This is a genomic window from Nocardia sp. NPDC052254 (assembly GCF_040679495.1).
GTDB lineage: Bacteria > Actinomycetota > Actinomycetes > Mycobacteriales > Mycobacteriaceae > Nocardia.
In genome coordinates, this window is record NZ_JBFAUW010000001.1 from 802,146 (window position 1) to 826,771 (window position 24,626).

At 66.9% G+C, this 24,626-nt stretch carries 24 protein-coding genes; 11 read left to right on the top strand and 13 right to left on the bottom strand.

Features of this window, described 5'->3' with window-relative positions; translation table 11 throughout:
* Positions 1-165: 165 nt before the first annotated feature.
* Positions 166-1,332 carry a 3-hydroxy-9,10-secoandrosta-1,3,5(10)-triene-9,17-dione monooxygenase oxygenase subunit gene (hsaA, locus tag AB0L57_RS03745; protein ID WP_364956551.1) on the bottom strand — a complete coding sequence of 389 codons (1,167 nt, stop codon included), beginning with the start codon at positions 1,330-1,332 and terminating at the stop codon, positions 166-168.
* A gap of 156 nt (positions 1,333-1,488) precedes the next feature.
* Here hsaA and AB0L57_RS03750 point away from each other — a divergent pair, with 156 nt between their 5' ends.
* Genes AB0L57_RS03750 through AB0L57_RS03760 form a run of 3 tightly spaced genes read left to right on the top strand, consistent with a single transcriptional unit; the run spans position 1,489 to position 3,713 of the window.
* Entirely contained in the window at positions 1,489-2,643 is a 1,155-nt protein-coding gene (locus AB0L57_RS03750) for a Rieske 2Fe-2S domain-containing protein (protein WP_364956555.1), read from the top strand.
* Positions 2,621-2,884: a hypothetical protein gene (locus tag AB0L57_RS03755; RefSeq protein WP_364956559.1), complete on the top strand. Its 264-nt coding sequence runs from the start codon at positions 2,621-2,623 to the stop codon at positions 2,882-2,884. The genes AB0L57_RS03750 and AB0L57_RS03755 overlap by 23 nt, the downstream gene beginning before the upstream one ends.
* 37 nt (positions 2,885-2,921) lie before the next feature.
* A complete protein-coding gene (locus AB0L57_RS03760) occupies positions 2,922-3,713 on the top strand; it encodes an SDR family NAD(P)-dependent oxidoreductase (protein ID WP_364956562.1) in 792 nt (263 codons plus the stop codon).
* A 79-nt stretch (positions 3,714-3,792) separates the two neighbouring features.
* On the opposite strand, the gene AB0L57_RS03765 is transcribed toward AB0L57_RS03760, so the two are convergent.
* From AB0L57_RS03765 to AB0L57_RS03780, 4 genes are read right to left on the bottom strand one after another with little or no spacing between them, the layout of a single operon-like run.
* Complete coding sequence (locus AB0L57_RS03765) at positions 3,793-4,716, bottom strand: VOC family protein (protein WP_364956566.1); 924 nt, start codon at positions 4,714-4,716, stop codon at positions 3,793-3,795.
* 20 nt (positions 4,717-4,736) lie between these two features.
* Positions 4,737-5,915, bottom strand: a complete 1,179-nt coding sequence (locus AB0L57_RS03770; RefSeq protein ID WP_364956569.1) for an acyl-CoA dehydrogenase family protein — start codon at positions 5,913-5,915, stop codon at positions 4,737-4,739.
* Positions 5,916-5,953: 38 nt separating this feature from the next.
* Positions 5,954-7,657: an FAD-binding protein gene (locus AB0L57_RS03775; protein WP_364956572.1), complete on the bottom strand. Its 1,704-nt coding sequence runs from the start codon at positions 7,655-7,657 to the stop codon at positions 5,954-5,956.
* Entirely contained in the window at positions 7,657-8,529 is an 873-nt protein-coding gene (locus AB0L57_RS03780) for an alpha/beta fold hydrolase (protein ID WP_364956575.1), read from the bottom strand. The genes AB0L57_RS03775 and AB0L57_RS03780 overlap by 1 nt, the downstream gene beginning before the upstream one ends.
* Positions 8,530-8,737: 208 nt before the next feature.
* Between AB0L57_RS03780 and AB0L57_RS03785 the strand changes: the two genes are divergently transcribed.
* A complete protein-coding gene (locus AB0L57_RS03785; protein WP_364956578.1) occupies positions 8,738-9,241 on the top strand; it encodes a flavin reductase family protein in 504 nt (167 codons plus the stop codon).
* Here AB0L57_RS03785 and AB0L57_RS03790 read toward each other — a convergent pair.
* Positions 9,238-10,131, bottom strand: coding sequence for an IclR family transcriptional regulator (locus tag AB0L57_RS03790; protein WP_364956581.1), 894 nt, complete (start codon positions 10,129-10,131; stop codon positions 9,238-9,240). The genes AB0L57_RS03785 and AB0L57_RS03790 overlap by 4 nt on opposite strands.
* A gap of 169 nt (positions 10,132-10,300) precedes the next feature.
* Between AB0L57_RS03790 and AB0L57_RS03795 the strand changes: the two genes are divergently transcribed.
* Both AB0L57_RS03795 and AB0L57_RS03800 read left to right on the top strand, forming a co-directional pair.
* Entirely contained in the window at positions 10,301-11,233 is a 933-nt protein-coding gene (locus AB0L57_RS03795) for a 3-oxoacyl-ACP reductase (protein ID WP_364956584.1), read from the top strand.
* A 17-nt stretch (positions 11,234-11,250) separates the two neighbouring features.
* Positions 11,251-12,396, top strand: a complete 1,146-nt coding sequence (locus AB0L57_RS03800) for a 12-oxophytodienoate reductase (RefSeq protein WP_364957277.1) — start codon at positions 11,251-11,253, stop codon at positions 12,394-12,396.
* Positions 12,397-12,478: 82 nt separating this feature from the next.
* Here AB0L57_RS03800 and AB0L57_RS03805 read toward each other — a convergent pair whose 3' ends face one another.
* Complete coding sequence (locus AB0L57_RS03805) at positions 12,479-13,342, bottom strand: SDR family NAD(P)-dependent oxidoreductase (RefSeq protein ID WP_364956587.1); 864 nt, start codon at positions 13,340-13,342, stop codon at positions 12,479-12,481.
* Positions 13,343-13,590: 248 nt separating this feature from the next.
* Here AB0L57_RS03805 and AB0L57_RS03810 point away from each other — a divergent pair, with 248 nt between their 5' ends.
* Entirely contained in the window at positions 13,591-13,941 is a 351-nt protein-coding gene (locus tag AB0L57_RS03810; protein ID WP_364956589.1) for a hypothetical protein, read from the top strand.
* Between the two features lie 83 nt (positions 13,942-14,024).
* Here the strand turns inward: AB0L57_RS03810 and AB0L57_RS03815 are convergent, their stop codons facing one another.
* On the bottom strand, positions 14,025-15,695 hold the full coding sequence (locus AB0L57_RS03815) for a sodium:proton antiporter (RefSeq protein ID WP_364956591.1): 1,671 nt from the start codon (positions 15,693-15,695) through the stop codon (positions 14,025-14,027).
* Positions 15,696-15,793: 98 nt separating this feature from the next.
* On the bottom strand, positions 15,794-16,387 hold the full coding sequence (locus tag AB0L57_RS03820) for a TetR family transcriptional regulator (protein ID WP_364956593.1): 594 nt from the start codon (positions 16,385-16,387) through the stop codon (positions 15,794-15,796).
* A gap of 97 nt (positions 16,388-16,484) precedes the next feature.
* Between AB0L57_RS03820 and AB0L57_RS03825 the strand changes: the two genes are divergently transcribed.
* Positions 16,485-17,312 (top strand): mycofactocin-coupled SDR family oxidoreductase, encoded by an 828-nt coding sequence (locus AB0L57_RS03825; protein ID WP_364956596.1) that lies wholly within the window; start codon positions 16,485-16,487, stop codon positions 17,310-17,312.
* A 119-nt stretch (positions 17,313-17,431) separates the two neighbouring features.
* Here the strand turns inward: AB0L57_RS03825 and AB0L57_RS03830 are convergent, their stop codons facing one another.
* Positions 17,432-18,670: a cytochrome P450 gene (locus tag AB0L57_RS03830; RefSeq protein WP_364956599.1), complete on the bottom strand. Its 1,239-nt coding sequence runs from the start codon at positions 18,668-18,670 to the stop codon at positions 17,432-17,434.
* 534 nt (positions 18,671-19,204) lie between these two features.
* Between AB0L57_RS03830 and AB0L57_RS03835 the strand changes: the two genes are divergently transcribed.
* The gene (locus tag AB0L57_RS03835) at positions 19,205-20,341 is read left to right on the top strand and encodes a Rieske 2Fe-2S domain-containing protein (RefSeq protein ID WP_364956602.1); all 1,137 of its coding nucleotides are present in this window, start codon (positions 19,205-19,207) and stop codon (positions 20,339-20,341) included.
* Positions 20,338-20,607: a ferredoxin gene (locus AB0L57_RS03840; protein ID WP_364956605.1), complete on the top strand. Its 270-nt coding sequence runs from the start codon at positions 20,338-20,340 to the stop codon at positions 20,605-20,607. The genes AB0L57_RS03835 and AB0L57_RS03840 overlap by 4 nt, the downstream gene beginning before the upstream one ends.
* 102 nt (positions 20,608-20,709) lie before the next feature.
* Here the strand turns inward: AB0L57_RS03840 and AB0L57_RS03845 are convergent, their stop codons facing one another.
* Positions 20,710-21,492, bottom strand: coding sequence for an IclR family transcriptional regulator (locus AB0L57_RS03845; RefSeq protein WP_364956608.1), 783 nt, complete (start codon positions 21,490-21,492; stop codon positions 20,710-20,712).
* A gap of 191 nt (positions 21,493-21,683) precedes the next feature.
* On the opposite strand from AB0L57_RS03845, the gene AB0L57_RS03850 reads away from it, so the two are divergent.
* Complete coding sequence (locus tag AB0L57_RS03850; RefSeq protein ID WP_364956611.1) at positions 21,684-22,319, top strand: TetR/AcrR family transcriptional regulator; 636 nt, start codon at positions 21,684-21,686, stop codon at positions 22,317-22,319.
* Between the two features lie 53 nt (positions 22,320-22,372).
* Here AB0L57_RS03850 and AB0L57_RS03855 read toward each other — a convergent pair whose 3' ends face one another.
* Positions 22,373-23,239 carry an alpha/beta fold hydrolase gene (locus AB0L57_RS03855; RefSeq protein ID WP_364956614.1) on the bottom strand — a complete coding sequence of 289 codons (867 nt, stop codon included), beginning with the start codon at positions 23,237-23,239 and terminating at the stop codon, positions 22,373-22,375.
* A gap of 168 nt (positions 23,240-23,407) precedes the next feature.
* Complete coding sequence (locus tag AB0L57_RS03860; RefSeq protein WP_364956617.1) at positions 23,408-24,625, bottom strand: NADH:flavin oxidoreductase; 1,218 nt, start codon at positions 24,623-24,625, stop codon at positions 23,408-23,410.
* Position 24,626 lies beyond the last annotated feature (1 nt).

Below are 24,626 nucleotides of genomic sequence, written 5' to 3' on the forward strand. Positions count from 1 at the left end.
GTCCATCCTCCTCGTCGACCGACACACTCGGTGTTCGGCTCACCGTCCCACCCACCGTATGGACTCTGCCCGACCACGGCGCGGTGGGATCGGCTCCGTGTCTGCCCTCGCGAAGGGGAATACGCACATACTCCACCCGAACGGGTGCCGACGACACCCGTGGAACTAGATGAGGTTGTCCTCCACCGGCAGCCCGAACGCGCCCCGGCCGAACAGGGCGAGGGCGCGTTCGGGTTCGTTGGCGACATGCGCACTGCCCGCGTGTGCGTCCCGCCACGCCCGCGCGACCGGATTCCCCCGGTGCAGGGAATTGCCGCCCGCCGTTTTGAACAGCAGATCGATCGCCGTCAGGCTGCGTTCGGTCGCGCGGACCTGATCGCGACGTGATCGCAGCCGCATCGACATCGGCAGGTCGGCTCCGGCCCGGGCCAGATCCCACAGTTCCCGCAGATTGCGTTCCAGCTGAAGGGTGGCCGCGTCGACCTCCGAGGCGGCCCGCGCAACGGCCACCTGTGCGAACGAATCCTCGGCGAACCGGCCACCGCCGAGACTGAGCCGCACTCGTTCGTGCATCTCACTCAGGTAGGACTCGTAACACCCTTCGACGATGCCCACGATCGGGGTCGCGACCGCGTAGGTGAAGATCGTGGCGAACGGTAACCGGTAGAGCGGACCGGCATTGACCTTCTGCCCGGGTCCGCGCAGCTGGGCGGTCTCGTAGTTGCGCACGACCCGATGCTCCGGAACGAAGGCGCCCGGCACCGAGATCTCGTTACTGGCCGTGCCGCGCATACCCACCACATCCCAGACGTCGTGGATGCTGTAGTCCTGGCGCGGGACCAGCACGGTGAAGAAGTCGACCGGCCGCCCCTCGGCGCCGAACAACACCGCACCCAGCAGTGCCCAGGACGCGTGGTCGCATCCCGACGAGAATTTCCAGCTGCCGGTGAGCTCATATCCGCCGGCCACCGGCCTCAGGCGCCCCATCGGCGCATAGGCCGAGGACACCAGCACCGCTGGGTCCGCGCCCCACACCTCGTCCTGGGCGCGCTGATCGAACAGTGCCAGATGCCAGGGATGAACGCCGAGCACCGCCGCCAGCCAGCCGGTGGAGCCGCACACACCCGCGATCGCACGCACGGCCCGGTAGAACTCGAGCGGATCGCCTTCCCGGCCGCCGTATCGTCCGGGCTGGAGCAGCGAGAGCACACCCGCGCTGCCGAGCTCCTCGATGGTGGCGTCGCAAACGTGTCCCGACTCGTCGACCTGTTGCGCCCGCTCGGCGAACACGGGCAGCAGATCGTGAACTGATCGCAGGACATCGTCGGACATCAAGGGGCTCCTGGGAACTCGGTGGTTGGGGGATCGTATGCCGTCGCCCCGCCCGGCCCGCCCGGCGGCGTCTCGTCCAGTGGGATCCCGGACATGTGTACGGGCGCGCTCACCTAGCGTCCGGACAGTAGTTCTCCAAGAAAGGACGGACGTACCGTGAGGTCCGATGCTGATGAGATCCGCCACATCGATTCCGGGGCCGCCCCCACCCGATTTGCCCGCGGCTGGCACTGCCTCGGACTCTCCGAATCCTTCCGCGATGGCACACCCCATTCCATCCACGCTTTCGGCACCAAGCTCGTGGTGTTCGCCGACAGCACCGGAAAGATCGCGGTGCTGGACGCGTACTGCCGCCATATGGGTGGCGACCTGAGCCAGGGCACCGTCAAAGGCGATGAGATCGCGTGCCCCTTCCACGACTGGCGGTGGGGTGCCAATGGCCGTTGCAAGAACATTCCCTACGCCCGGCGGGTGCCGCCGCTGGCCCGGACGCGGGGATGGCAGGTGCTCGATCAGGACGGAATGCTGTTCGTCTGGAACGATCCCGAAGGTAATCCGCCGCCCGCCGAGGTCACCATCCCGCGGATCGAAGGCGCGCTCAGCGACGAGTGGACCGATTGGGTCTGGTACGAGACCACCGTCGACACCAACTGCCGCGAAGTGATCGACAATGTCGTCGACATGGCGCACTTCTTCTATGTCCACTTCTCGTTCCCGACCTTCTTCAAGAATGTCTTCGAAGGTCATGTCGCCACGCAGTACATGCGCGGTGAGGCGCGGACGGATCTGCGCCCGAACTCGGCCGGGCAGCCCAAGATGCTCGGCAACGATTCGACCGCCGCGTATTACGGCCCGTCGTTCATGATCGACGATCTCGTCTACGAGTACGAGGGCTACAACGTGGAATCGGCCCTGATCAACTGTCACTATCCGGTCAGCGCGAACAAGTTCGTGCTCCAGTACGGCATCATCGTCAAGAAGTCCGAGACGATCGCGGGGGCGGCCGCCGACGAGCTGGCTCGTAAATTCGGCGACTTCATCCGCAAGGGCTTCGAGCAGGATGTCGAGATCTGGAAGAACAAGACCCGCATCGACAATCCGCTGCTGTGCGAGGAAGACGGTCCGGTCTACCAGCTGCGCCGTTGGTACGAACAGTTCTACGTCGACGTCGCCGATATCACCCCCGAGATGACCGAGCGCTTCGAATTCGAGCTCGACACCACCCGGCCAGTGGAATCGTGGAAGAGGGAAATGGCCGAGAATCTCGCACGAAAGGCCGCGGGCGCCGATGCAGCCGCTGCAGTGCGCTGAATGCCGGGCCGAGGTCCTGGTGCGGAAGAACAGCTGGGAACACACCTCGGTGCAATGGAATGCCGAGGCGCGCGCCGCCTGCCGGGAATTGTCGAATGCACGCAGCGGCAATCCCGACCGGCCCGGATTGCCGCTGCCGCGGTGCGGAAAGCTCACCGAGACAATCGAGACAGCCGCGCGCGACGGCCGCCTGGAGATAGCCGATCCTGCACCGGTTCGCCCGCTCGCCGAATCACACTGAGGCGCGCGGCCATTCGTTTCGCTGAAAAGGAACATCTGTGATCGACAGGAACTATTACGGACCGTGGGCGGTGATCGCCGGCGGTTCGGAAGGTGTCGGCGCCGCCTTCGCCGAACTGCTGAGCGCCGCCGGTGTCAATCTCGTGCTCATCGCGCGCAAGCCGGAACCCCTCGACGAAACGGCCACCGCGGCGCGGGCGAACGGTGTCGAGGTCCGGACCCTGGCCATGGATCTGCTGGCCACCGACGCGCTCGAGCGCATTCGCCGGGTGACCGACGACATCGAGGTCGGGCTGCTGATCTTCAACGCCGGTGCGAACACCTACAGCCACGAGTTCGTCACCGGGGATCTGGCCGGCTTCCAGAAGGTCATCGACCTGAACGTCACCTCGCAATTGACGCTCTCGCACCATTTCGGCGCCGTGATGAAGGAACGCGGGCACGGCGGCATCATGCTGCTCGGTTCACTGTCCGGCTACATGGGCACGATGACGCAGAGCATCTATTCGGCATCGAAGGCCTTCGGACGGATATTCGCCGAGGGGTTGTGGCTGGAACTCGCGCCGTTCGGCGTGCACGTCGTCGAGTTGGTCCTCGGTGTCACCCGCACACCGGCCATGGACCGGCTCGGATTGAACTACGACATCCCCGGACTGAATGTCGCCGAACCCGGTGATGTCGCCCGCGAGGGCCTCGAACATCTTGCCGACGGCCCGCTGTGGGTCGCCGGCGGCAATTACGAAGCCGCGCAGAAACGTAACGGATTCCCCCGGGACAAGCTCGTCGAGGGCGCGGCCGCGGGCATGCGGAAACTGATCGGTCGCGGCTGATCGGCCCGAGAGAACGAAACAACGGCCGGGGAGTGAGGCAATTGCCTTGCTCCCCGGCCGCTTTCGGTGGTGGCGCCGATCAGTTCACGGGCGGAGCGAATACCGCGAGCGGTTCCGAACCCGACCAGTCGTGACCCCAATAGCTGTCCGCGGTGATCTCCTCGGCGGTGTAGTGCGCCTCGTCCACGAGCATGCCCTCGGTGCCGAATTCGATATCCCATCCGCCGGGCGCACGCACATAGAACGACACCATCTTGTCGTTGGTGTGCCGGCCCAGCGTCGAGGACAGGCTGAATCCCAGCGTGTTCACCCGGTCGAGTGCCTGACCGACGGCGTCGAGGGTGTCCACCTCGAGCATCAGATGCACCATGCCGGGATCCTGGGAGGCCGGCGCGGGGCACAGCGCCAGACTGTGATGGCGCTGATTGACGCCCAGGAACCGCACCCGCCGGGCGGGGCCGGGAGCATCCGGTCCGCCGACCCGGATGGCACCGCGCGGCAGGAATCCCAGCACCTCGGTGTAGAAGGCGTAGGTCTCGTCGAATGCCGCCGTCGGCAATACCACATGGCCCAAACCGTTGGGGCCGGTGACGAATCGGCCACCGTGCGGGGTGACGACCGCACTGTGGTCGAGCACCGGGCCGAAGAATATCTCGGTTCGCACCCCGGACGGATCGTCGAACGCGATCACCTGCTCGGCATCGCGGTAGCGGCACTCCTGCTCCGACAACGTCGCCACCGTGATGCCGGCCTTCTCGACGGTTTCACGCACCCGCCGCAGGGCGAACTGGTCGCGCACCTCCCAGCCCACCGCCAGCGCCCGATCGGTGTCACCGGGCAGCACCGCCAGCCGGGCGCGGCGCTCGTCGACCCGCAGGTACAGGCCGTCCGGGTCGGGACCCGACCCCACGGCCAAACCCAGCCCGTCGACGGTCAGTTCGCGCCAACGGGCGATATCGCGTGTCTGGACGCGCAGATATCCGAGTGCTCGTATTTCGGTCATGGTGAACCCTTTCCGTGAAGCTAGATCATCGAGCGGTGCGGGCCCTGCGGCTCGCCGCCCAGCTGGGTGAGGGCCGAGGCGTAGAAGATCGACCCGGGCACGTGGATGGCATGGGCCAGGCCCGCGTGCGCATCACGCCAGAAACGCTGCATCGGCGTCGACAACTGCAGTGCGCCACCGCCGGACCGCGCGAAGATCTCGTCGACCGCGCGCACCGCCCGCCAGGCGGCGGCGGTCTGGGTGCGGCGGCCGATGGCCCGCAGTTCGAACGACACCTCCTGGCCCTTCTCGGTCATGTCCCAGAACCGGTCGACGGTCTCGAGCAACGCTGCCCGGGACGCGGCGATCTCGGCCGCGGCATCACCGATGGCGAACAGGACGTGCGGATCCTCCTTGATCTTGGTGCCCGCCACCGTGATCCGTTCCCGCTGGGCGTTGAGATGGCACGCCAGCGCGCCTTCCGCGATGCCGATCAGCGAGGAGGTGATGCCCAGCGGGAAGATGCACGAGAAGGGAAAGTTGTAGAGGGTCTGGGTCCGGCCGAACTGTTTGGGCGCCGTCCCGTCGTAGACCGATGTCGCCGACAGCGTGCGGTAGGCCGGGATGAACGCATCCTTGACGACGAGATCCTTACTGCCCGTTCCGCGCAGCCCGACGACATTCCAGCTGTCCTGGTCGATCTCGTAATCCGACCGCGGGAGCAGCACATGCAGATGCTGCGGCGGCATGATCGGCTTGCCGTCCTGATCGCCGACCGACGCACCGATCATCACCCAGCCGCAGTGGTCGGTGCCCGACGAGAACGACCACCGCCCGTTCAGCAGGTAGCCGCCGTCGACCGGCTTGGCCACACCCATCGGGGCGTACGGCGAGGCCATCCACATATCGGGGTCGGCGCCCCAGATCTCGTCCTGCGCCTTGCGATCGAAGAACGCCAACTCCCACGGGTGGACGCCGACGATGCCGCTCACCCAGCCGGCGGCGCCGTCGATGGCGCCGATGCCCATCGCGGTCTCGGCGAACTCGCGCGGATGTGCCTCGAGCCCACCGTATTCCTTCGGTTGCAGCATGCGGATGACACCGCAGTCCCGCAGTCGTTTCGCGGTTGTGTCCGGCAACCGCATCAGTTTGTCGCCTTCCGCGCCCAGAGCGCGGATCTCCTCGGCGAACTGCTCGATAGTGTCCAGAACCTGGCCCATGTCGTTCTCGGCTTTCTCGATGGGTGCCCGGCGCGTGCCTAGGCAGGGTTGTTCTCGGTGGCCGCCGCGCGGCCGCCCTCGGTGACCGGGATATGTTCACCGGCAACATGTTTGGCGGCGATGTAGCCGAACACCATCGACGGCCCGATCGTGGCTCCCGCCCCGGCGTATTCGTTGCCCATCACCGAGGCCGATGTGTTTCCGGTCGCGTACAGTCCCTCGATCACCGATCCGTCCTCACGCAGCACCCGGCTGTCCGCGTCACAGACCAGTCCGCCCTTCGTGCCGAGATCCCCGGCTTCACAGCGAATCGCGTAGAACGGACCGCGCACGATCTCGTCGAGGGTGGGGTTACGCATGGTGGGATCGCCGTAGTACCGGTCGTAGGCGCTGTCACCGCGGCCGAAATCCTCGTCCTTGCCGGTGCGGGCGAATCCGTTGAACCGCTCGATCGTGGCGGTCAGCGCGTCCGCCGGAACACCGATCTCGTGCGCCAGCTCCCGCAGGGTGTTCGCCTTGTGCACCACGCCCGAGTCGTAGAACCCCTGCGGGAAGGGCACATTGGGCAGAACCTGGGCGAACGGATAGCGGTTCTTGGCTTTGGTGTCCATGATGAACCAGGCGGGCACATGGCCACCGGCTAGCTGATCGTGCACGAAGTTGACGTAGGGCGCGGACTCGTTGGTGAAGCGCCGTCCCTCGCTGTCGACGATCACCGATGCGGGGATGGACCGTTCGGAGACCAGCGGTATCACCGCACCCATGGGATGCAGCACCGAAGGCATCCACCACGCGTCGTCCATCAGATCGACCGCGGCGCCGAGCTTGCGGCCGGCGACGATGCCGTCGCCCACGTTCTCCCGGGCGCCCGCGCTGATGTCCGGCGCGCCGTGCCGTGGCAGATACTGTGCGCGCATCTCCGCGTTGTGGTCGAAGCCGCCGGTGGCCAGCAGGACACCCTTGCGCGCGAAGATCCGCATCGTCGTGCCCGCACGCTCGACCACGGCCCCGGACACGGTCCCGTGATCGTCGACCATCAGCTCGGTCATCGAGGTCCGCAGCCACAGCGGCACACCGGCATCCTTGAGAACCATCCGCATCCGGGCGACCAGGGCACGACCGCCGGTGGCCATGTGGCGCCGGCGAACGACATTGGACGACACCCGCCAGGCCGCGACCAGGGAGGCCCTGCGCCCGCGCCAGGTACGCTTCACCATCGCCAGATCGTGATAGTCCGCGGAGGTCACCCACAGGCCCAGTGGGCCTTTCATGCTGTTGGGCCGCTGGTACTTCTCGTCCTCTCGCAAGGCCCGGGTATCGAACGGTGTGCACTCGATGGTCCGTCCCATGGGCCGCCCGCCCTCGAGCTCCGGGTGGTAGTCCGAGTACCCCTTGACCCAGTACAACTTCATGTGCGGGCTCCGGTCGAGCAGGTCCATCAGCTTCGGGCCGTTGTCGACATAGGCGTCGAGACGGTCGGCGGGCACCTTGCCCTCGGTGATGAGATCGAGATAGCGGCGAATCGACTCCCTGCTGTCCACGACCCCCTCGGCGCGCAATGTGGGCGCGTTCGGAATCCAGATACCGCCACCGGAGATCGCCGTGGAACCACCGTAGGTCGCGCCCTTGTCGATGATCAGCGTGTCGAGTCCCAGGTGCGCCGCGGTGATCGCGGCCGCCATCCCGCCACCGCCACTGCCGATGACGAGGAAATCGACAGTCCGATCCGTGTTCTCGCTCATCACCGGTTCCTGTCGCCGCGGGTGAGGAACGCCAGCACGGCCGACAGCCAGGCCTCGCGGGCCTCGATCATCGTCCAGTGCCCGCACCGGGGAAATACGTGGAGCTCGGCGCCGGGGATGTCGCGCATCGGCAGCACCGCCATGTCGACCGGGCTCACCCGGTCGTCGCGTCCCCACGTCAGCAGCGTCGGCGCGGTGATCTTGTGCAGTTGCGCCCAATACGGGACGGTGTCGCCGGCCGCGGCCGCGGCCATCATGCCGGTGAAGGCCGCGGTGCTGTACATCCGGCGAGCGATCTCGAGTGTGGTGGGCTCGGTCGCGAGTTCCCAGCGCTCCTCGATCAATTCGGGTGTCACCAGGGCCGGGTTGTGGACCATCGACCGGAGCCAGCGGATCAGACCCTCACGAGTGGGGTTGTCGGTGAACTCCATCAGCAGCTTGATGCCCTCGCTGGGGTTCGACGAGAAGGTGGCCTTCCCCATTCCGCCGATGGTGACGAGTGCTCCGACCCGGTCCGGCTCGTCGATCGCGACCTTGGTCGCGACGACACCGCCCATCGAGTTGCCGATGATGTCGACGGTGTCCAGACCGAGCCCGTCCAGGAACTCCCCGACCGAGGACTGCGCCATCGCCATCGGATGCCCCGCGCCCGGATCGCTCACTCCGAAGCCGGGGAATTCGAGCACCAGGCAGCGGAAGTGCGCGGCGAGTTCGGCGAGCACCCCACGATAGTTGCGCCAGCCGGTCACCCCCGGGCCGGACCCGTGCAGCAGCAGCAACGGTGGCCCGTCGCCGGCCTCGTGGTAGCGCAGCAGGCCAGAATTCGTTTCCAGCTCCTTCCGGCTGCCTTCGTAGCTCACGTCTGTCGTCATGACCCGCACGTTGCCAGCGCGCCACCGCACCCACAGCCGCCGTCCCGTTGAGCGAGATCCGCCGGGCCCCCGAAAATCCGGCTGCGTGCGGCGACGGCATCTTCCACTCAGCGAGATCACCGATCGTGGTATCGGCGCGCGACCATAGGCTCGGCTGTCGAAACGGTCGAAATCCTCGATCACGCAACGGAATCGGAGGTTGGGTCGGATGTCGATCGAAACCATGTCGCAGACCGAGATGCGGCGCGCACTGGGTCAGTTCGCCAGCGGTGTGACCGTGGTGACCGGGATGGATGCCGAGGGTCCGGTCGGGTTCGCGTGCCAGTCGTTCGCCTCGGTCTCCCTCGACCCACCGCTGATCCTGTTCTGCGTGGACCACGAGGGAAAGTCATGGCCCCGCATTCGCGGCACCGGGCGGTTCAGCATCAATGTCCTGCGCGAGAACCAGGCCGATCTCTGCCTGCGGTTCGGGTCGCGCACGGGCCGCAAATACGAAGGACTCGAGTGGGAGATGTCGAAATGGTCGACACCGCTGCTGCCCGGTGTGCTGATGCGAGTACACGCCGAGATCCACGATGTGCACGCGGCCGGCGATCACGACGTGGTCATCGGGCGGGTCCTCGATCTGGAGTCGTTGACCGAGGAACGCCCGTTGATCTTCTTCCGCGGCAAGTTCGGGATCGAAACCCCTCCCGGCCTGCTGCACACCTAGAGCCACTGCCCGGACTGAATCGCCAGCAACCGGTCCAGGGCCGCGGTCGACCACGAGTCCTCCGGCGGCGGCACGCTTGTGCGCCCACGCCGCGGAGTGCCGGACTCGGGGTTCAGGGTGCTCGAAATGTCGCGTCCCGCACGGGCGAGCAGCGGTGCCACCCGCTCCAGCTGTGCGGTGTGCGAGTCACCGCACAGCGAGATACCCGCGACCGGGCCGTCGAGACCGCGTACCGCCACACCGACGCACGAGACACCGCGGACCGCCTCGTCGCGCTCGAATGCCACACCACTGCGCCGCCGGATGCGATTGAGCTCCTGATGCAGGCTCACCACGTCGGAGATGGTCACTTCGGTGCAGCGGCTCAGGCGATTGCGGTAGAGCGTGTCGACCTGTTCCGCGGCCATCCATGCCAGCACCGCTTTACCGCCCGCGGTGGCATAGGCGGGTTTGCGCCCGCCGACCCGGGACGGAACCGACGCGGCGAACCGGCCACCGACCTTGTCCAGATAGACGGTCTCCCCACCGTCGAGCACCGACAGGTGCACCACCATCCCGGTGCGCAGATGCAGTTCGTGCAGCAATGGGGCAGCGGCAGCGCGCAATTGGGCGTGACCACCGTCGCCGCCACCGAGTCCGAGCGCTCGCCGGCCCAGGCGGTACCCGGACGACACACGGTCGATCCAGTGCAGTCGCACGAGCTTGTCGAGAATCCGATGCACGGTCGAGCGCGGCAGCGCGGTGCGCGACGCGACCTCTTCGAGGCTCAAGTACTCCATGGGGCCGTCGAACGCGTCGAGGATGAGCGTCATGCGTTCCACCATCGACGGCGGCAGGTCACCCTTCGTGATCTCCGACGGGACTACGGAATCGGAATCGACGACCGTCATCGAGCCTCCAACCAACCTGGCCTCTGCGTTGAGCAGGCAACAAAACTGAAACGAATTCTGATTGTAACAGCGACTCATATCCCGGTGACAGAAACGCAGAACACGGTCCACCTGTCACGCAAACTAGAATAAATACTAATTCTGAGATCGGTCAGTAGGGAGCCACTTCATGAAAGAAGCACTGCAGCTGTCGGGACGCGCTGCCGTCGTCACCGGTGCGGGCGCCGGGCTCGGCCGCGCGGAAGCTCTCGCCCTGGCCGACGCCGGGGCCGCGGTGGTCGTCAACGACATGGGTGAGAACGCGCACGCGGTCGCCGAGGAGATCATCGCCGCGGGCGGACAGGCGGTGGCCGTGACCGGCGACGTATCGGACTGGTCGCTCGGCGACCGTCTGGTCGAGGAGTCCGTCGGCCATTTCGGGTCGTTCGACATCCTGGTCAACAACGCCGGAATCATCCGGGACAAGATGATCTTCAACCTGTCCGAATCCGACTGGGACGACGTGATCAGGGTGCACCTCAAGGGGCACGCGGCCACCTCGCGCGCCGCCGCCGTGCACTGGCGCCGGGAGAGCAAAGCGGCCGGCGCCCCGGTGTACGGCCGCGTCGTCAACACCTCCTCGGAGGCCTTCCTCTTCGGCTCGGCCGGTCAGCCCAACTATTCGGCGGCCAAGGCCGGCATCACCGCGCTCACCCTGTCCACGGCCCACGGCCTGGCGGCATACGGTGTGCGGGCGAACGCCATCTGCCCCCGGGCACGGACCGCGATGACCGCCGGTACCTTCGGAGCGAACACCGGCACCGAGGAACTCGACCCGCTGGCCCCGGAGCGGGTGGCCACCCTGGTCCGCTACCTCGCCTCCCCCGCATCCGACGAGATCACCGGACAGGTGTTCATCGTCTACGGCAAGATGGTCGCGCTGATGGAAGCCCCGAAGGTGGAAAACCGCTTCGACGCAGCGGGTTCGGCCTTCTCGGTCGAAGAACTCGACGATCGGCTGACCCCGTACTTCACTGGGCGCGCCCGGCACGAGACCTTCGCCGCCCACGATGTCGCCGCCTTGGAAAAGGCCGCGCTGGCAACGGATTCGGTGCCCGAGTGACGAACACCGCGCAATCGATGACCAGCGACCGCTCCGCTCTGTTCCGGCCACTACGGATCCGCTCGCTCGAGCTGCCGAACCGGATCGTGATGTCGCCGATGACCCGATCCCACTCCCCCGGCGGAATACCGGGCGCCGACGTCGCCGGCTACTACGCCCGGCGCGCGGCCGGGGGCACCGGCCTGATCGTCACCGAAGGCGTTGCCATCGACCATCCTTCGGCCGTGGACAACCCCCGGGTGCCGCACATGTACGGCGCCGCCGCGCTGGCCGGTTGGCGGGCGGTCGTCGACGCCGTCCACGCGGCCGGCGGCAAGATCGTCCCGCAACTCTGGCACGTCGGGCCGCTGTGGGGCGCGATGGGATCGGTCGATCCGGCGATCCGGCCGATGCGCCCGTCGGGCGAATGGGGCCCGGCCGGCAAGACGTCGTATTCCGATGATTACGTGCGACGTTCGCTGCAACCCACCGAGCCGATGACCGACGACGACATCGCCGAGGTGATCGCCGCCTACGCCCGCGCCGCACAGGCGGCCGCCGACATCGGATTCGACGGTATCGCGATCCACGGTGGACACGGTTACCTGCTCGACTCCTTCCTGTGGCAGGGCACCAACACCCGCGATGACGCCTGGGGCGGTGATCTGTTGCGGCGCACCCGGTTTCCGGTCGAGGTGGTCACGGCGATCCGCGCCGCGATCGGCGAGGACCTCCCGATCTTCTACCGGTTCTCCCAGCACAAGCAGCAGGACTACACCGCACGCATCGCCGAGACCCCGGACGAACTGCAAGCCGTTCTCGGCGCCCTGGTCGCGGCCGGGGTCGATGTTCTCGACGCCAGCATCCGCCGGTTCGACGCCCCCGCGTTCGAGGGCAGCGATCTGTCGCTGGCCGGCTGGGCCAAGCGGCTCACCGGCGCCGTCACCATGGCGGTGGGTAGCGTCGGCCTCGGAAAGTCACTGCAGGACAGCCGAATCGACGGCACCGCGGCCCCTGTCGTGGACAACATCGCGGACGTGCAATACCGGATCGGCGCGGCCGAGTTCGACCTGATCGCCATCGGACGACTCCATCTCGCCGACCCCGCGCTGGCCACGACACTGCGCACCGGCGCACCCCTGTCCACCTTCGATCGCACCGTGCACGAACGCAATCTGGTCTGACCCGCGGGCGATCTCGGCGACGGACGGGGCGGTCTCCGATCCCGCCGCTCGAGATCGCCGGCCGCGGCCCCGGGCGGGGAGGTCAGTCGACGACGGCGGCGGCGAATGCCGGCGGGTCGCCGAGGAACGGGCGATGTGAGGGCGGTTGCCGGCCGTCGGTGTCGCGGACCCCGAGCTCGGCCCCCAGCTCGGCGCCGATCAGCACCCGGCCGCTGCGCCGCATCAACTCCGGGTCGCGGGCCAGCGCGTCGATCACCCGGCCGGTGAACTCCGGGGATTCGGCCGTGGCGGCCAGCCCCTCGTACGCGCCGGGGTTCGCCGCGAAAGCGGCACGGGTGCGTTCGGTGGTGAGCAGGCCCATCCAGATCGAGACGACCGCGATGTCGAACGGCCGGAAATCGACGGCCATGTCATGAGCCATCTTGTCGACCGCGGCCTTCCCCGCACCGTAGGCGGGCCCGTGCATATAGCAGGCACCGCCGAACGACGAGGTGTTCACCACGAGTCCCGCACCGTTGGCGACCAGCAGCGGCGCGGCGTAGTAGCTGGAGACGTAACTCGACCGCATGCCGACGTCGAACAGCTCGAGCAGTGCCAACGGCTTGTCCCAGAACGGCCCCTTCATCGTCAGCGCGTCCGGTACCGCCAGCGCATTGTTGACCAGGATGTCGAGCCGGCCGTCCTGCGCGCGCACCCGCTCGAACAACGCCCGCACCTGCGCGTCGTCTCCATGGTCGACCACCACGGGCACGCCGATGCCCCCGCGCCGGGTGATCTCCTCGGCCGTCGCGAACACCGTGCCGGGCAGCGCCGCGTCACCCTCGGATTTCGTTCGCCCCGTGACATACACCTTCGCCCCGGTCTCGCCCAGCGCCAAGGCGATTCCCTTCCCCGCACCGCGGCTGGCACCGGTGACCACCACGATCCGATCCGAACTCAGACCCACCGCACACTCCGTTCGTCGTCCGGGAACCACCCGTATCGGCTGCGACCCACCTCCGATTGAACTGTGCCGATCCGACGATCGCGGGTGCGTGTTCCGCTGACCGGGAAACAGACGCATCGACCTCGAGCACCGGCCCGAGCGGGACGTGCGCGCGACCACCCCGCCGCGCGCCGATGCGGCGCCCTACTGAGATCTTGATATCGAAATCGACAGCACCACAATCGAATTACCCGCACCCCGGAGGACTTGTGAGACTTCTGTTCAGTGCCACCCCCGCTTTCGGCCACATCCTGCCGCTCGTTCCGCTCATGCGGGCGGCGGTCGCGGCCGGGCACACCGTCGGCCTGCTGTCGAGCGCCGGATTCCGCGCCACCATCGGCACGGAACTTCCACCGGAAGTCGACTATCTCGAGGCGGGGGCGATGCCGGATGTGTTCTCCACGGAAGCGGCCCGCCGCACGGGTACCGACATATACCAGCCGACACCGGCGATGATCGGTGAGATCTTCGGCGGCGCCCGAGTCGACCTCGGCATCGAGGAGAGCCTCGGCCGGGCCGCGCGATGGCGTGCGGACTCACCCGTACCTGGCCGGCAGTGACCCGCGGCACCGGGGAACGCGAGATCCCCACGAAGACCGATGTTCCCCGGCGTCTTGCGACTGCCGGTGCGCGAGTTGGCCTCTCAGCTGGTCAACGTGCCGCGCAATTCGATGGCGATTTCCGAGGCGTCGAGATTGGCCAGGGCGTTTGCCAGTACGTCGGCGTCGAAGGTGCCGTTGTCGCGGGCGTCGAGCAGTTCTGATCGTTGTGCCGCGATCACGGCGAGCCGGTGGTTCTTGGCCTCGGTGAACGTCTCCTGGGAGGGTTCGCCGTCGGTATGCGACGGCTCGGCGACCGAATCCGCCGCGGTGCGCAGCAATTCCATGATGCGATCCTGCTCCGCCCTGGTTTGTGCCTCGACCTCCGCGGGGTCGACGTCGGAGGGCAGCATTCGCAACAGCGGCCCGATGGTGCCCCCCTGGACCACCAGTGACATCACAGCGACCGCGAACGCGATCAGCACCAGCACGGAGCGTTGCGGAGTGTCCTCGGGCAGCGTCTGCGCCGCGGCCACCGTCACCGCACCGCGCATACCCGCCCACACCACCGCGGCGCCCTCGCGCACGCCGAGCGGTTCGCGCAGGAAGTACTCGATATTGGCCAGCCCCTTGGTGACTCGGCGCCCAAGCCGGTCGAGATCGCGCTGGGACACCTTGCGGCGGGTGCCCGCTGCCCGCTCGAGCATCTCCTGTTGCCCCTCGCTGGTACTCATCTTCTCCTGCATGCTCTCCAACCGGGGCTGGAGCTTCTCGCCACGGCGGACGCGGCCGGTGAGAACACGCAGCAGCGGTGCGACGTAGGCCGCACGCACCACGATCGTCAACAGCAGCGCCCCGGCCGCGATCAGCACGGCCGTCCCGACACCGCCGTGGTCGTTCTGCACATCTGTCACGATGGTGCGGATCTGTAGTCCCATGGTCAGGAACACCGCGCCCTCGAGGACCAGTTCGACCGTGCGCCAATTCTGTGAATCGGAGAGCCGGTTGCGCGGTGAGAGATCGCGCGGCGCACGAATTCCGGTGACGAGACCCGCGACCACCGCTGCCACCAGACCGGAGGCGCCGAGCAACTCGGCGGGCACCGAGGCCACGAACGGGACCGTGAACGAGATGACGGTGTTGACGGTCGAATCGGTCACGCGCCCGCGGATCAGCAGGTTCAGCCACCCGGCGAACCAGCCGATCGCCACCGCGACCAGCACCGAGTACACGAAGGTGCCGACCGAGCTCCAGAACGAGAACGACGCGGCCGTCGCCACGATCGCGGTGCGCAGCAACACCAATGCGGTCGCATCGTTGAGCAGGCTCTCACCGTCGAGCATCGCCAGCACGCGTTTGGATACCGAGGTCTGTTTGATGATCGAGGTCGCCACGGCGTCGGTCGGGCTGATGATCGCTCCCAGCGCGACACCCCACGCGAAGCCGACATCCGGAATGACGATCATGAAGAACACCCCGAGCGCGAGCGCGGTCCCGATCACCAGCAGCACCGAAAGTCCGCCGATCGCACCGAATTCGCGGCGGAAGTTCATCGCCGGCATCGACACCGCCGAGGAGTACAGCAGTGGCGGCAGCACGCCCTCGAGAATCCACTCGGGTTCGATGTGCACCGACGCGAACATCGGCAGCAAACTCGCGGCGACGCCGATCCCGACCAGCACGAGCGGAGATGCGATCCCCAGCCGCGGCCCGACCACCGCCGACGCGGCGATCACCAGCAGCGCGGTCACACTCACGATCAACAGTTCGGTCACCGGCCCATGGTGGCAGCGATACGTGCCGATCCCCGGGTTTTCCCTGCGCAGCCGAGTTCATGTCGCGATATCGGAGTGGGGCGGCCGGCATGGCGCGGTCACTGCGCGCGGGGAATCATCAGCCGCAGCAGATGGGCCATGACGGCCGGCAATTCCTCGTCCGGATGCGCGAGCCAGTACTCGTGTGCGGCCAGCGTCGCGGCGAGGACGACATGACCGGTCGCGATGGCGACCAGATCATCCGGACCGGTGCCCCGCCGGGCGGCGACGAACTCCGTTGCGATGCGCCGCCATTCGTGATGGCGGACGGCGGCCTTCTCCTGCACCAGCGGCACGGTCAGGATCAGCTTCGCCCGCTGCAGCGCCCACTTTCGTTGTTCGGGTGGATGGCGCAGTGCTTCCGGCGTCGCGCGGATCAGCACCTCGTCGTAGGACTCGGCCCCCGGCGCCGCGGTGAGCAGCTCCCGCAGACGTGCCAGCTCGGCCGGGGTCTCGACCCACAGCACATCGGCCTTGGTGGAGAAGTACCGGAAGAACGTCCGCCGGCTGACGCCCGCCGCAGCCGCGATGTCGTCGATCGAGGTCTGCTCGAACCCGCGCTCCAGGAACAGGTCCTGAGCGACCTCGGCGAGTTCGTGGGCATTGGTCAGCGCGGGACGGCCACCGCGGTCACGCTCGGCTGGATCGCGCACACCCTCATCGTCGCATGCGGGGTTCGACCCTCGACTTTTGGCACAGCGCGCCATAACCTGGGGCGACAGAGAAGTCGAAGTGAACACGGAGATTGCCATGAGCAGACTGGACGGCAAGGTCGCCTTCATCACCGGCGCGGCACGCGGCCAAGGACGCAGTCATGCGGTACGCCTCGCCGAGGAGGGCGCCGACATCATCGCGGTGGACACCACCGCGATGATCGACACCGTGCCCTATCCACTGGCCACCGCCGGGGACCTCGCCGAAACGGTCCGGCTCGTCGAGGCGACCGGCCGGCGGATCGTCGCCCGTGACGCCGATGTCCGCGACTCCGCCGCCCTGGCCGACGCGGTGAACGCCGGTGTCGCCGAATTCGGGCGGCTCGACATCGCACTGGCCAATGCCGGAATCTCCAGTCCCGCGCCGACATTCGAGATGAGCGAGGACACCTGGCAGGACATGATCGACATCAACCTCACCGGAGTGTGGAAGTCACTCAAGGCGTCGGTCCCGCACATCATCTCCGGCGGGCGCGGCGGCTCGGTCGTCATCACCAGTTCGCTGGCCGCGATCTACCCCAACGAGAACACCGCCCACTACTCGGCGGCCAAGGCCGGGTTGATCGCGATGATGAAGGTGATGGCCAAAGAACTTGCGCCGCACAGTATCCGGGTGAACACCGTCCACCCCACCACGGTGGCGACCGACATGATCCTCAACGACGCGACCTACCGGTTGTTCCGGCCCGACCTGGACGACCCGACACGTGCCGATTTCGAAGAGGCCGCGCGCACCCTCAACCGGCTGCCGGTCGCGGCGCTGGAGCCCGGCGACATCACCGATACCGTGCTGCACCTCGTATCCGACACCGGCACATACATCACCGGCACCACACAGGTCATCGACGCCGGTGGCGCACTGTGAGTCAGGTGTGGGCGATGAGACCACTCGAAGGCTGAGTCGCACCGGACGATTCCCACGGGCGAAGCCGGGCGCACGCCTTCACGTGCGCCCGGCGAGACACGGCGCTCCCCGCCGCGGTGTCACGGAATGTTCAACGGTGGCGACGGCGGAAACACCACCGGAAGCTCGGCGAGTGTGCGATGCAACGCTCCGGGACGCCAGATCAATTCGTCGGCGGCCACCGCGAGCTCCACCTCGGGCAGGGCGTCGAGCAGCTGTTCGACCGCGCTCTGAGCGATCAGGTAGGCCAGCGATTTGGCGGGGCAGGCGTGTGGACCGGCGCCCCAGGCCAGATGCGCGCGATTGCCCGCTCGATACCCGCCGCCGATGTCCGGATCGTTGTTGCAGCCGGTCAGGCTGATGACCACCGGCTGATGCGCGGGAAGCCAGGTGCCGTCGATGAGGACGGGGTGGCGCGGATAGGTGACGCTGGCATTGGGCAGCGGCGGATCGGTGAACAGGACTTCGTCCACGGCATCACGCGTCGACTTCGCACCGCCGAGAACCCCCTCGCCGAACCGGTCGTCACTGAGGATGAGCCGCAGGGAATTGATCACAAGACCCGGCAGTGGCCCCATCCCCACGCCGTAGAGCGCGAGAACCTGGTGCATCATCTCGAATTCGTCGAATCGCCCGGCATCGCGCCACAGTCGCGTGGTGATGTCGTCGCCGGGCTCGGTGTGCTTGAGCCGGACCAGTTCCAGGACCGCCTCGTCGAACATCCGATTGGCCTCGCCCGCGTCGACGCCGTCGAAGATGGCGGCGGTGGCCGCCGCCGCCTTGCGGCTGATCTGCGGCGGGCAACCCAGAATCGCGTTGACGATCTCGAAGGCCAGCGGTGCGGCGTACTCGCCGACCAGATCGGCCGAGCCTCGTGAACAGAACGTGTTGATCAGCGATACCGCGGTGCGTTCCACGACGCCTTGCAGCGCATGCAGGTTCACGCCGTCCAGTGCCGACGTGGTGGCCCCGCGGTAGCGCTCGTGGTCCGCGCCGGAATTCCGTGGTGCGGCAGGCCGCCATTGCAGGACCGGTAGCACCGGGCAATCGGCGGAAACGCTCTGCTGCCAGATTCGTGGGTCGGACGGGAAATGGTCGGGGTCGTTGAGGATCCGCAGTGCGGCGCGGTAACCCACCACCAGCGTCGCGGGAACACCCGGCGCCAGCTCGACGGGTACCAAAGAGCCGTAGCGACTGCGCATTTCACCATAGGCGCGCAGCGGATCAGCGGCGAACTCGTCGGAGTACAGACTGACGCGCGGGCCGGCGAACGGCACCGGCGACGCATCCCGGGTGACGGGATCCGAGGGCGTTGACAAGAACTTCTCCAAGAATGGTCGGCAACCTCGCACAGCAGAGACAACCTGCGGGCATCGAGCGCCGTCGCCCGGCAGTAGCCCGAGCATAGCCCGGCGCCGCGCAGGTGTCGTTCACCGCATTTCACAAGGGGGAAGCGCTCATCGGACGGCGATAGCGCGACTCGCGCGAACCAGCACGTTCCGAGCGTCGACCCACTCGGCGACGTCCGGCCGCAGTCGAGATCACGACAGCCCTGCGCGCCGCGTCACAGGGCGACGATCCGGCCGGAACCCTCGACCGGATCTCGCGGGAATCGACCGCTGTCCGTGCCGCCGACGGAGCCCAGTATTTCTTCTGTACGGGAGCACAGAAATTCACCTTCGGTGCGGGATCCTCGATAAAACTCGCGCAATTCATCGAGAAATTCCAGCCAGTGAAATCAACTGCCGTGCAACCGTGTTCGCGGTGTTAGAACGAATATGTTGTGGAAGCTGTCCGCGACGGCGCGGATACAGTCCGCTTCCACCACATATTTCATTCGAAGGACGGTGGACATGACAACGGTGCACGACGAGGTTCGCCGGATCGAGGCCGGGACGGTGCCGGCACGGTTCGCACGTGGCTGGCACTGCCTGGGATTGATCAAGGAATTCTCCGATGGTCGACCACACTCGATCCAGGCCTTCGGGACCAAGCTGGTGGTTTTCCGCGGCGAGGACGGCCGGGTCAACGTGCTCGACGCGTTCTGCCGCCACATGGGCGGGGACCTGTCCGACGGCCAGGTCAAGGGTAACGAGATCGCCTGCCCGTTCCACGACTGGCGCTGGGGCGGCGACGGGCGCTGCAAGCAGATCCCCTACGGTCGGCGGGTGCCGCCGCTGGCGCGCACCAGGGCGTGGACGACGCTCGAACAGGACGGCATGCTGTTCGTCTGGAACGACCCGGAGGGCAATCCACCACCGGCGGAGGTGACCATTCCGCGGATCGAAGGTGCCGGCGCCGACAATTGGACCGATTGGCACTGGTACACCACGGTGGTCGACACCAACTGCCGCGAAATCATCGACAACGTCGTGGATATGGCGCACTTCTTCTATATTCACGGCTCACTGCCGACATATTTCAAGAATGTTTTCGAAGGAACGGTGGCAACCCAGTACTTCGAAAGCGGCGCTCGCGCCGACCTGCCCGGCCCGGCGGGCCAGCCGCAGCTGCTCGGTACGACATCGGTCGCGTCGTATTACGGTCCGTCGTTCATGATCGACGACCTCGTCTATCACTACGAGCACGGTGACTACAAAACCGTATTGCTCAACTGCCATTACCCCATCGATGCCAATTCGTTCGTCTTGCAGTACGGCATCATCGTCGAGAAGTCCGAGACCCTGCCCGAGGATCAGGCGGTCGCCACGGCCGTCGCACTCGGCGACTGGGTGAAGGCCGGCTTCGAGCAGGATGTCGCGATCTGGAAGAGCAAGGCGCGCATCGACAATCCGCTGCTGTGCGAGGAAGACGGCCCGGTCTATCAGCTGCGCCGCTGGTATCAGCAGTTCTATGTCGACGCCACCGAGGTGGTTCCGGAAATGGTCGACAGGTTCGAGTTCGAACTCGACACCACACGCCCGCTGGCCGCCTGGCAGGCCGAAGTCCGCGAGAACGTGGCCCGCAAAGCCGCCGAGGCGGCCTCATGACCCTTCCCATCGACAAACGCATTCGGGACGCCCCGATGGAGCCGATCGGGTGCCGCCACTGCGGTGCCCGCGTTCTCGCTCGCAAGAGCAGTTGGGCGCAGACGAGCATCCAATGGGACGCGGCGTCGACCGCGGCGTGCGTGGAGCGTCATGCCGCGAGCACCCTGTCGGAGGCCGGTATGCGGCACTGCTCCCAGCTTCGTGAATCCATCTGGGCCGCCGCGGAATCCGGCGAACTGCCCGTGCTCGACAATCCGGTGAGCTGAGCGGACCCCGAACGACGGATCGGCCCTGCCGTCACACGACGGCAGGGCCGATCCCGCACCGCGGACTCCGCGCACCCGGAACGCGGATTCGATTCCGAGCCCTCAGGCGCGCATCGGCCGTGGACCCATGCGTGGGGCTCCGACGGCCAGCCGCCAGATGTCGAACGCCGCCCGGCGCACCTGTGTCACCACCGCGTCGGTGTCGATCGTCCGCGTCGGACCACACAGCGACACTGCCACGCGACCTCGGTCGACATCGACATCGAGGGCGGCCGCCACCACCGTCACGCCCAGTTCGCATCCCTGCGAATCCACCGCGACCCCACTGCGATCGCGTACCTTGTCCAGTTCGCGTTCGAGTTGCCGGCGGGTTCGCACGCTGTAGCAGGTCGGTGCGCAGCCGAAGGGCAACTCGGGCCACTGCTGCGGATCCATCGCCGCCAGCAGCGCATGCCCGGCGGCGGTGAGCTCGACGGGCTGGCGCGCGCCGACCGCCCACTGCCGCCCCGGATTCGGCCAGGCACCGATCCGGTTCAGATGCAGTATCTCGCCACCGGACAGCAGACTCAGATGCGCGGTCAGGCCCGTACGCCGGTGCAGACCGGTCATGATGGTCATGGCCACATCGTTCACGCTGCGCTGGCGCATCACCTGCGATCCGAATTCGAACATCCTGATACCCAAGGCATATTCGAACCCGTGGCGTTCCACCCAGCCGAGTTCCACGAGCCGCTGCAGGATCCGATGTGCCGACGAGCGAGGCAGATGTGAACGCCGGGCGATATCGGCCAATGTCATGGGCCGCTGTCCGACGAAGGCCTCCAGCAAGGACGCCACCCGATCGATCATCGCGTTAGGGGTCTGTTCGAGTTGCACCGTTGCCACCTGTTACCTCCAACCGCAGTCATGTCAGATTCTGCCTATCTGTCAGAATCTGACATACTGGATTTTAGGGAGGACGCGCAGGGATGTAAAGCAGATCACACCGATCTGCCCGCACAGTAGGACAGACACCGACGCGACCAGCGAGTTCCCGACCGCGATACTGTGTACTGCGACCAAGGAGGACAGTGGCCGTGAGCAAGCCGTCCAGGCCGACGCTGACCGAACGCCGCGCGGAGGAACTCCGCCTCACCATCGCGAACACCGCACGCGACATGTTCGTCGCCGACGGTGACACCTCGGCGACGGTGGAGCGGATCTGCGAGACGGTCGGCATCGCGCCGCGGACCTTTCACCGGCATTTCCCGGTGAAAGAAGACGTCATCGGCCCGCTGTTCCGGCGCAGCCAGGCACTGATCATCGACTTCCTGCAGCACGCGCCGGCCGACGCCGACGCGGCGGAGACCCTTGCCCGCGCGTTCACCACCGAGGTCCACAAGCGGAAAACACCCGAATCCGACCGCAAATTCATGACTTTGATGATCAATACGCCGCAGTATCGGCTGCGCTGGCTGGAATGGGGTGAACAGCTCTGCGGGCCGATCACCGAATTCCTCTCGGCGCGAGTCGATCTCGGGGATGATCCGTTCCTGCGGAAACTCCCCGCCGAGCTGATCGTGCATACGAGCCGGCAAGCGTATATCCAATGGGTCGACACCGAGGACTGCGGCGACTTCTCCGAGGTGGAGGCACTGCAGCTGCGTGGCATGAAGATGCTGCTGGACGGTCTGCGGGCGGTGATGGCGCAACCGGCGGTGTCGGCGCCCTAGCCGCACGCCGGGATCCGCCGGCACCGGCGATCGCACCGGTGCCGACGAGGCCGCTAGCGGGCGAGGAACGCGGAGACGGTCGCCTCCCAGGCCTGCTTCTGCTCGATCATCACCCAGTGCCCGCAGTTCGGGAAGATGTGCACCTCGCCGTGCGGGAGGGTCCGCATCGCGATCAGCGACATGTCGACCGGGCTCACCCGGTCGTCACGTCCCCAGGTGACCAGGGTCGGCACGGAGATGCGGTGCAGATTCGCCCAGCCGGGTGTGGTGTCGGTGGCACGCGCCGCGTCGGCCATGCGGGCCAGCGCGGCCCGGCCGTACATCCGCCGCGAGTTCTCCAGAACGTCCGGTTCGGTGGCCTGCTGCCACCGCTGTTCGATCAGCTCCTCGGTCAGCAGGCTCTGGTCGTAGACCATCGACCGAAGCCATGCCACCAGGCTGTCGCGGGTCGGGTTCTCGACGAACTCACTGAGCCGGATGATCCCCTCCCCCGGTTGCGGACCGAAGATGGTGGTGCCGATCCCGCCGATGGTGACCAGCCGATCGACCCGCTGTGGCGCCGCCAGCGCGAATTCCGTTGCGACGAAACCACCCATCGAGTTTCCGATGATCCGGACGGTGTCGAGTCCGAGCCCGTCCAGGAAGGCGTGCACGGCCCGCTGCGCCGACATCATCGGATGCATCGCACCGAAGTCGTCGCTCACCCCGAACCCGGGAAACTCCAGGACGAGCGTGCGGTGGTTCCGGGCGAATGCCGCCACGTTGCCGCTGAAGTTGCGCCAGCCGGTGACGCCGGGCCCGGACCCGTGCAGCAACAGCAGCGGCGGTCCCTCTCCGATGTCGCGATAACGCAGAACACCGTGTTCGGTGGGCAATTCGAGCAATTCGGGCACGGCGAGGGTATCGACGGATGTACTCATATTTCGAGCCTGCCACCGGCCGATCGGCGTGACACCGACTTCTCCCGGTGAGCGGTACACCCGGCCCGAATCCCCGCGAGCCGGGTGAAACCCTGTGCTGTCGAACACTTTTCACTCATCGGGGCGCGATCCGATGGCCATGTGGCCGTCCTCGCCGCGAAACGAACATCAGCGGTGACCGGTCACGATCGGATCCCCCGCCCGCGGCTCGGGCTTCGCCAGCACGCAGTGGGTGTCGTAGAAGATCGTCGGCATGCACTTGTTGCAGTGGATGCACAGCGATTTCGCCGAATGGTCGGCATCGATCCGGTTGATCAGATCCGGCTCACGCAGCAGTGCCCGGGCCATGGCGACGAATTCGAAACCCTCGGCCATCGCCCGATCCATACCGGGTTTGTCGGTGATCCCGCCGAGCAGCACCAGCGGCATGTCGACATTCGCCCGGATCTGGCGAGCGGCGTCGAGCATGAACAGATCCTGATAGGGATAGCTGCGCAGGAAGAACCTGCCGAACATCTTGACGCCCCACCGCATGAACGGACTCATCGTGGCGCCGAATTCGTCGATCGGCGCGTCACCTTTGAACAGATACATCGGATTCATCAGCGAACTGCCCACGGTCAGTTCCAGCGCGTCGAGGTTGCCGTCCTCCTCCAGCCATTTCGCGACCTGAATCGCTTCGTCGAGCCAGAATCCCCCGGGCACACCATCATCCATGTTGAGTTTCGCGAGCACCGCGATGCGGTCGCCGACCGCCGCACGCACCTCGGCCGCGGTCTCCCGCACCACCCGCGCACGATTGCGCAGCGATCCGCCGTAGGCGTCGCGACGACGGTTCAGCACGGGACTCAAGAACGAGCTGGCGAAATAGTTGTGGCCGAAATGGATTTCCACCGCGTCGAATCCGGACTCGATGGCGTACCGCGCCGCCGCACCGTGCGCACCACGGATGCGCGCGATATCGGCCGCGGTCGCGGCATGGACGAGGGTCGGCCCGATCGGGGCGATCCGCCGTGAGGCACTCAGCGAACGGTGGCCGGTGGATTTCGCGTTCGCCACCGGACCCGCGTGCCCGATCTGGGCCGAGACGGCGGCCCCCCGCGTGTGGACGGCGTCGGTGAGCCGGTGCAGACCCGGCACCGCCTCCGGGCGCATCCACAGCTGATCGGCCTCGGTCCTGCCCTCCGGCGCCACCGCGCAGTAGGCGACCGTGGTCATGCCGACACCGCCCGCGGCCACCCGCCGATGGAATTCGATGAGTGCGTCACCGACCAGCGCACCGGGCGACATGTGTTCGAAGGTGGCCGATTTGATGATCCGGTTGCGCAGCGTCACCGGTCCCAGCCGAGCCGGGGCGAGGACGTCGGGAACATCGCTCGCGTCCATA

Coding starts and splice junctions, on each gene's coding strand:
- hsaA (WP_364956551.1), bottom strand. CDS start 1,332: ATGTCCGACGATGTCCTGCGATCAGTTCACGATCTGCTGCCCGTGTTC.
- AB0L57_RS03755 (WP_364956559.1), top strand. CDS start 2,621: ATGCAGCCGCTGCAGTGCGCTGAATGCCGGGCCGAGGTCCTGGTGCGG.
- AB0L57_RS03775 (WP_364956572.1), bottom strand. CDS start 7,657: ATGAGCGAGAACACGGATCGGACTGTCGATTTCCTCGTCATCGGCAGT.
- AB0L57_RS03765 (WP_364956566.1), bottom strand. CDS start 4,716: ATGACCGAAATACGAGCACTCGGATATCTGCGCGTCCAGACACGCGAT.
- AB0L57_RS03800 (WP_364957277.1), top strand. CDS start 11,251: ATGACCAGCGACCGCTCCGCTCTGTTCCGGCCACTACGGATCCGCTCG.
- AB0L57_RS03855 (WP_364956614.1), bottom strand. CDS start 23,239: ATGAGTACATCCGTCGATACCCTCGCCGTGCCCGAATTGCTCGAATTG.
- AB0L57_RS03825 (WP_364956596.1), top strand. CDS start 16,485: ATGAGCAGACTGGACGGCAAGGTCGCCTTCATCACCGGCGCGGCACGC.
- AB0L57_RS03835 (WP_364956602.1), top strand. CDS start 19,205: ATGACAACGGTGCACGACGAGGTTCGCCGGATCGAGGCCGGGACGGTG.
- AB0L57_RS03795 (WP_364956584.1), top strand. CDS start 10,301: ATGAAAGAAGCACTGCAGCTGTCGGGACGCGCTGCCGTCGTCACCGGT.
- AB0L57_RS03770 (WP_364956569.1), bottom strand. CDS start 5,915: ATGGGCCAGGTTCTGGACACTATCGAGCAGTTCGCCGAGGAGATCCGC.
- AB0L57_RS03785 (WP_364956578.1), top strand. CDS start 8,738: ATGTCGATCGAAACCATGTCGCAGACCGAGATGCGGCGCGCACTGGGT.
- AB0L57_RS03840 (WP_364956605.1), top strand. CDS start 20,338: ATGACCCTTCCCATCGACAAACGCATTCGGGACGCCCCGATGGAGCCG.
- AB0L57_RS03860 (WP_364956617.1), bottom strand. CDS start 24,625: ATGGACGCGAGCGATGTTCCCGACGTCCTCGCCCCGGCTCGGCTGGGA.
- AB0L57_RS03790 (WP_364956581.1), bottom strand. CDS start 10,131: ATGACGGTCGTCGATTCCGATTCCGTAGTCCCGTCGGAGATCACGAAG.
- AB0L57_RS03780 (WP_364956575.1), bottom strand. CDS start 8,529: ATGACGACAGACGTGAGCTACGAAGGCAGCCGGAAGGAGCTGGAAACG.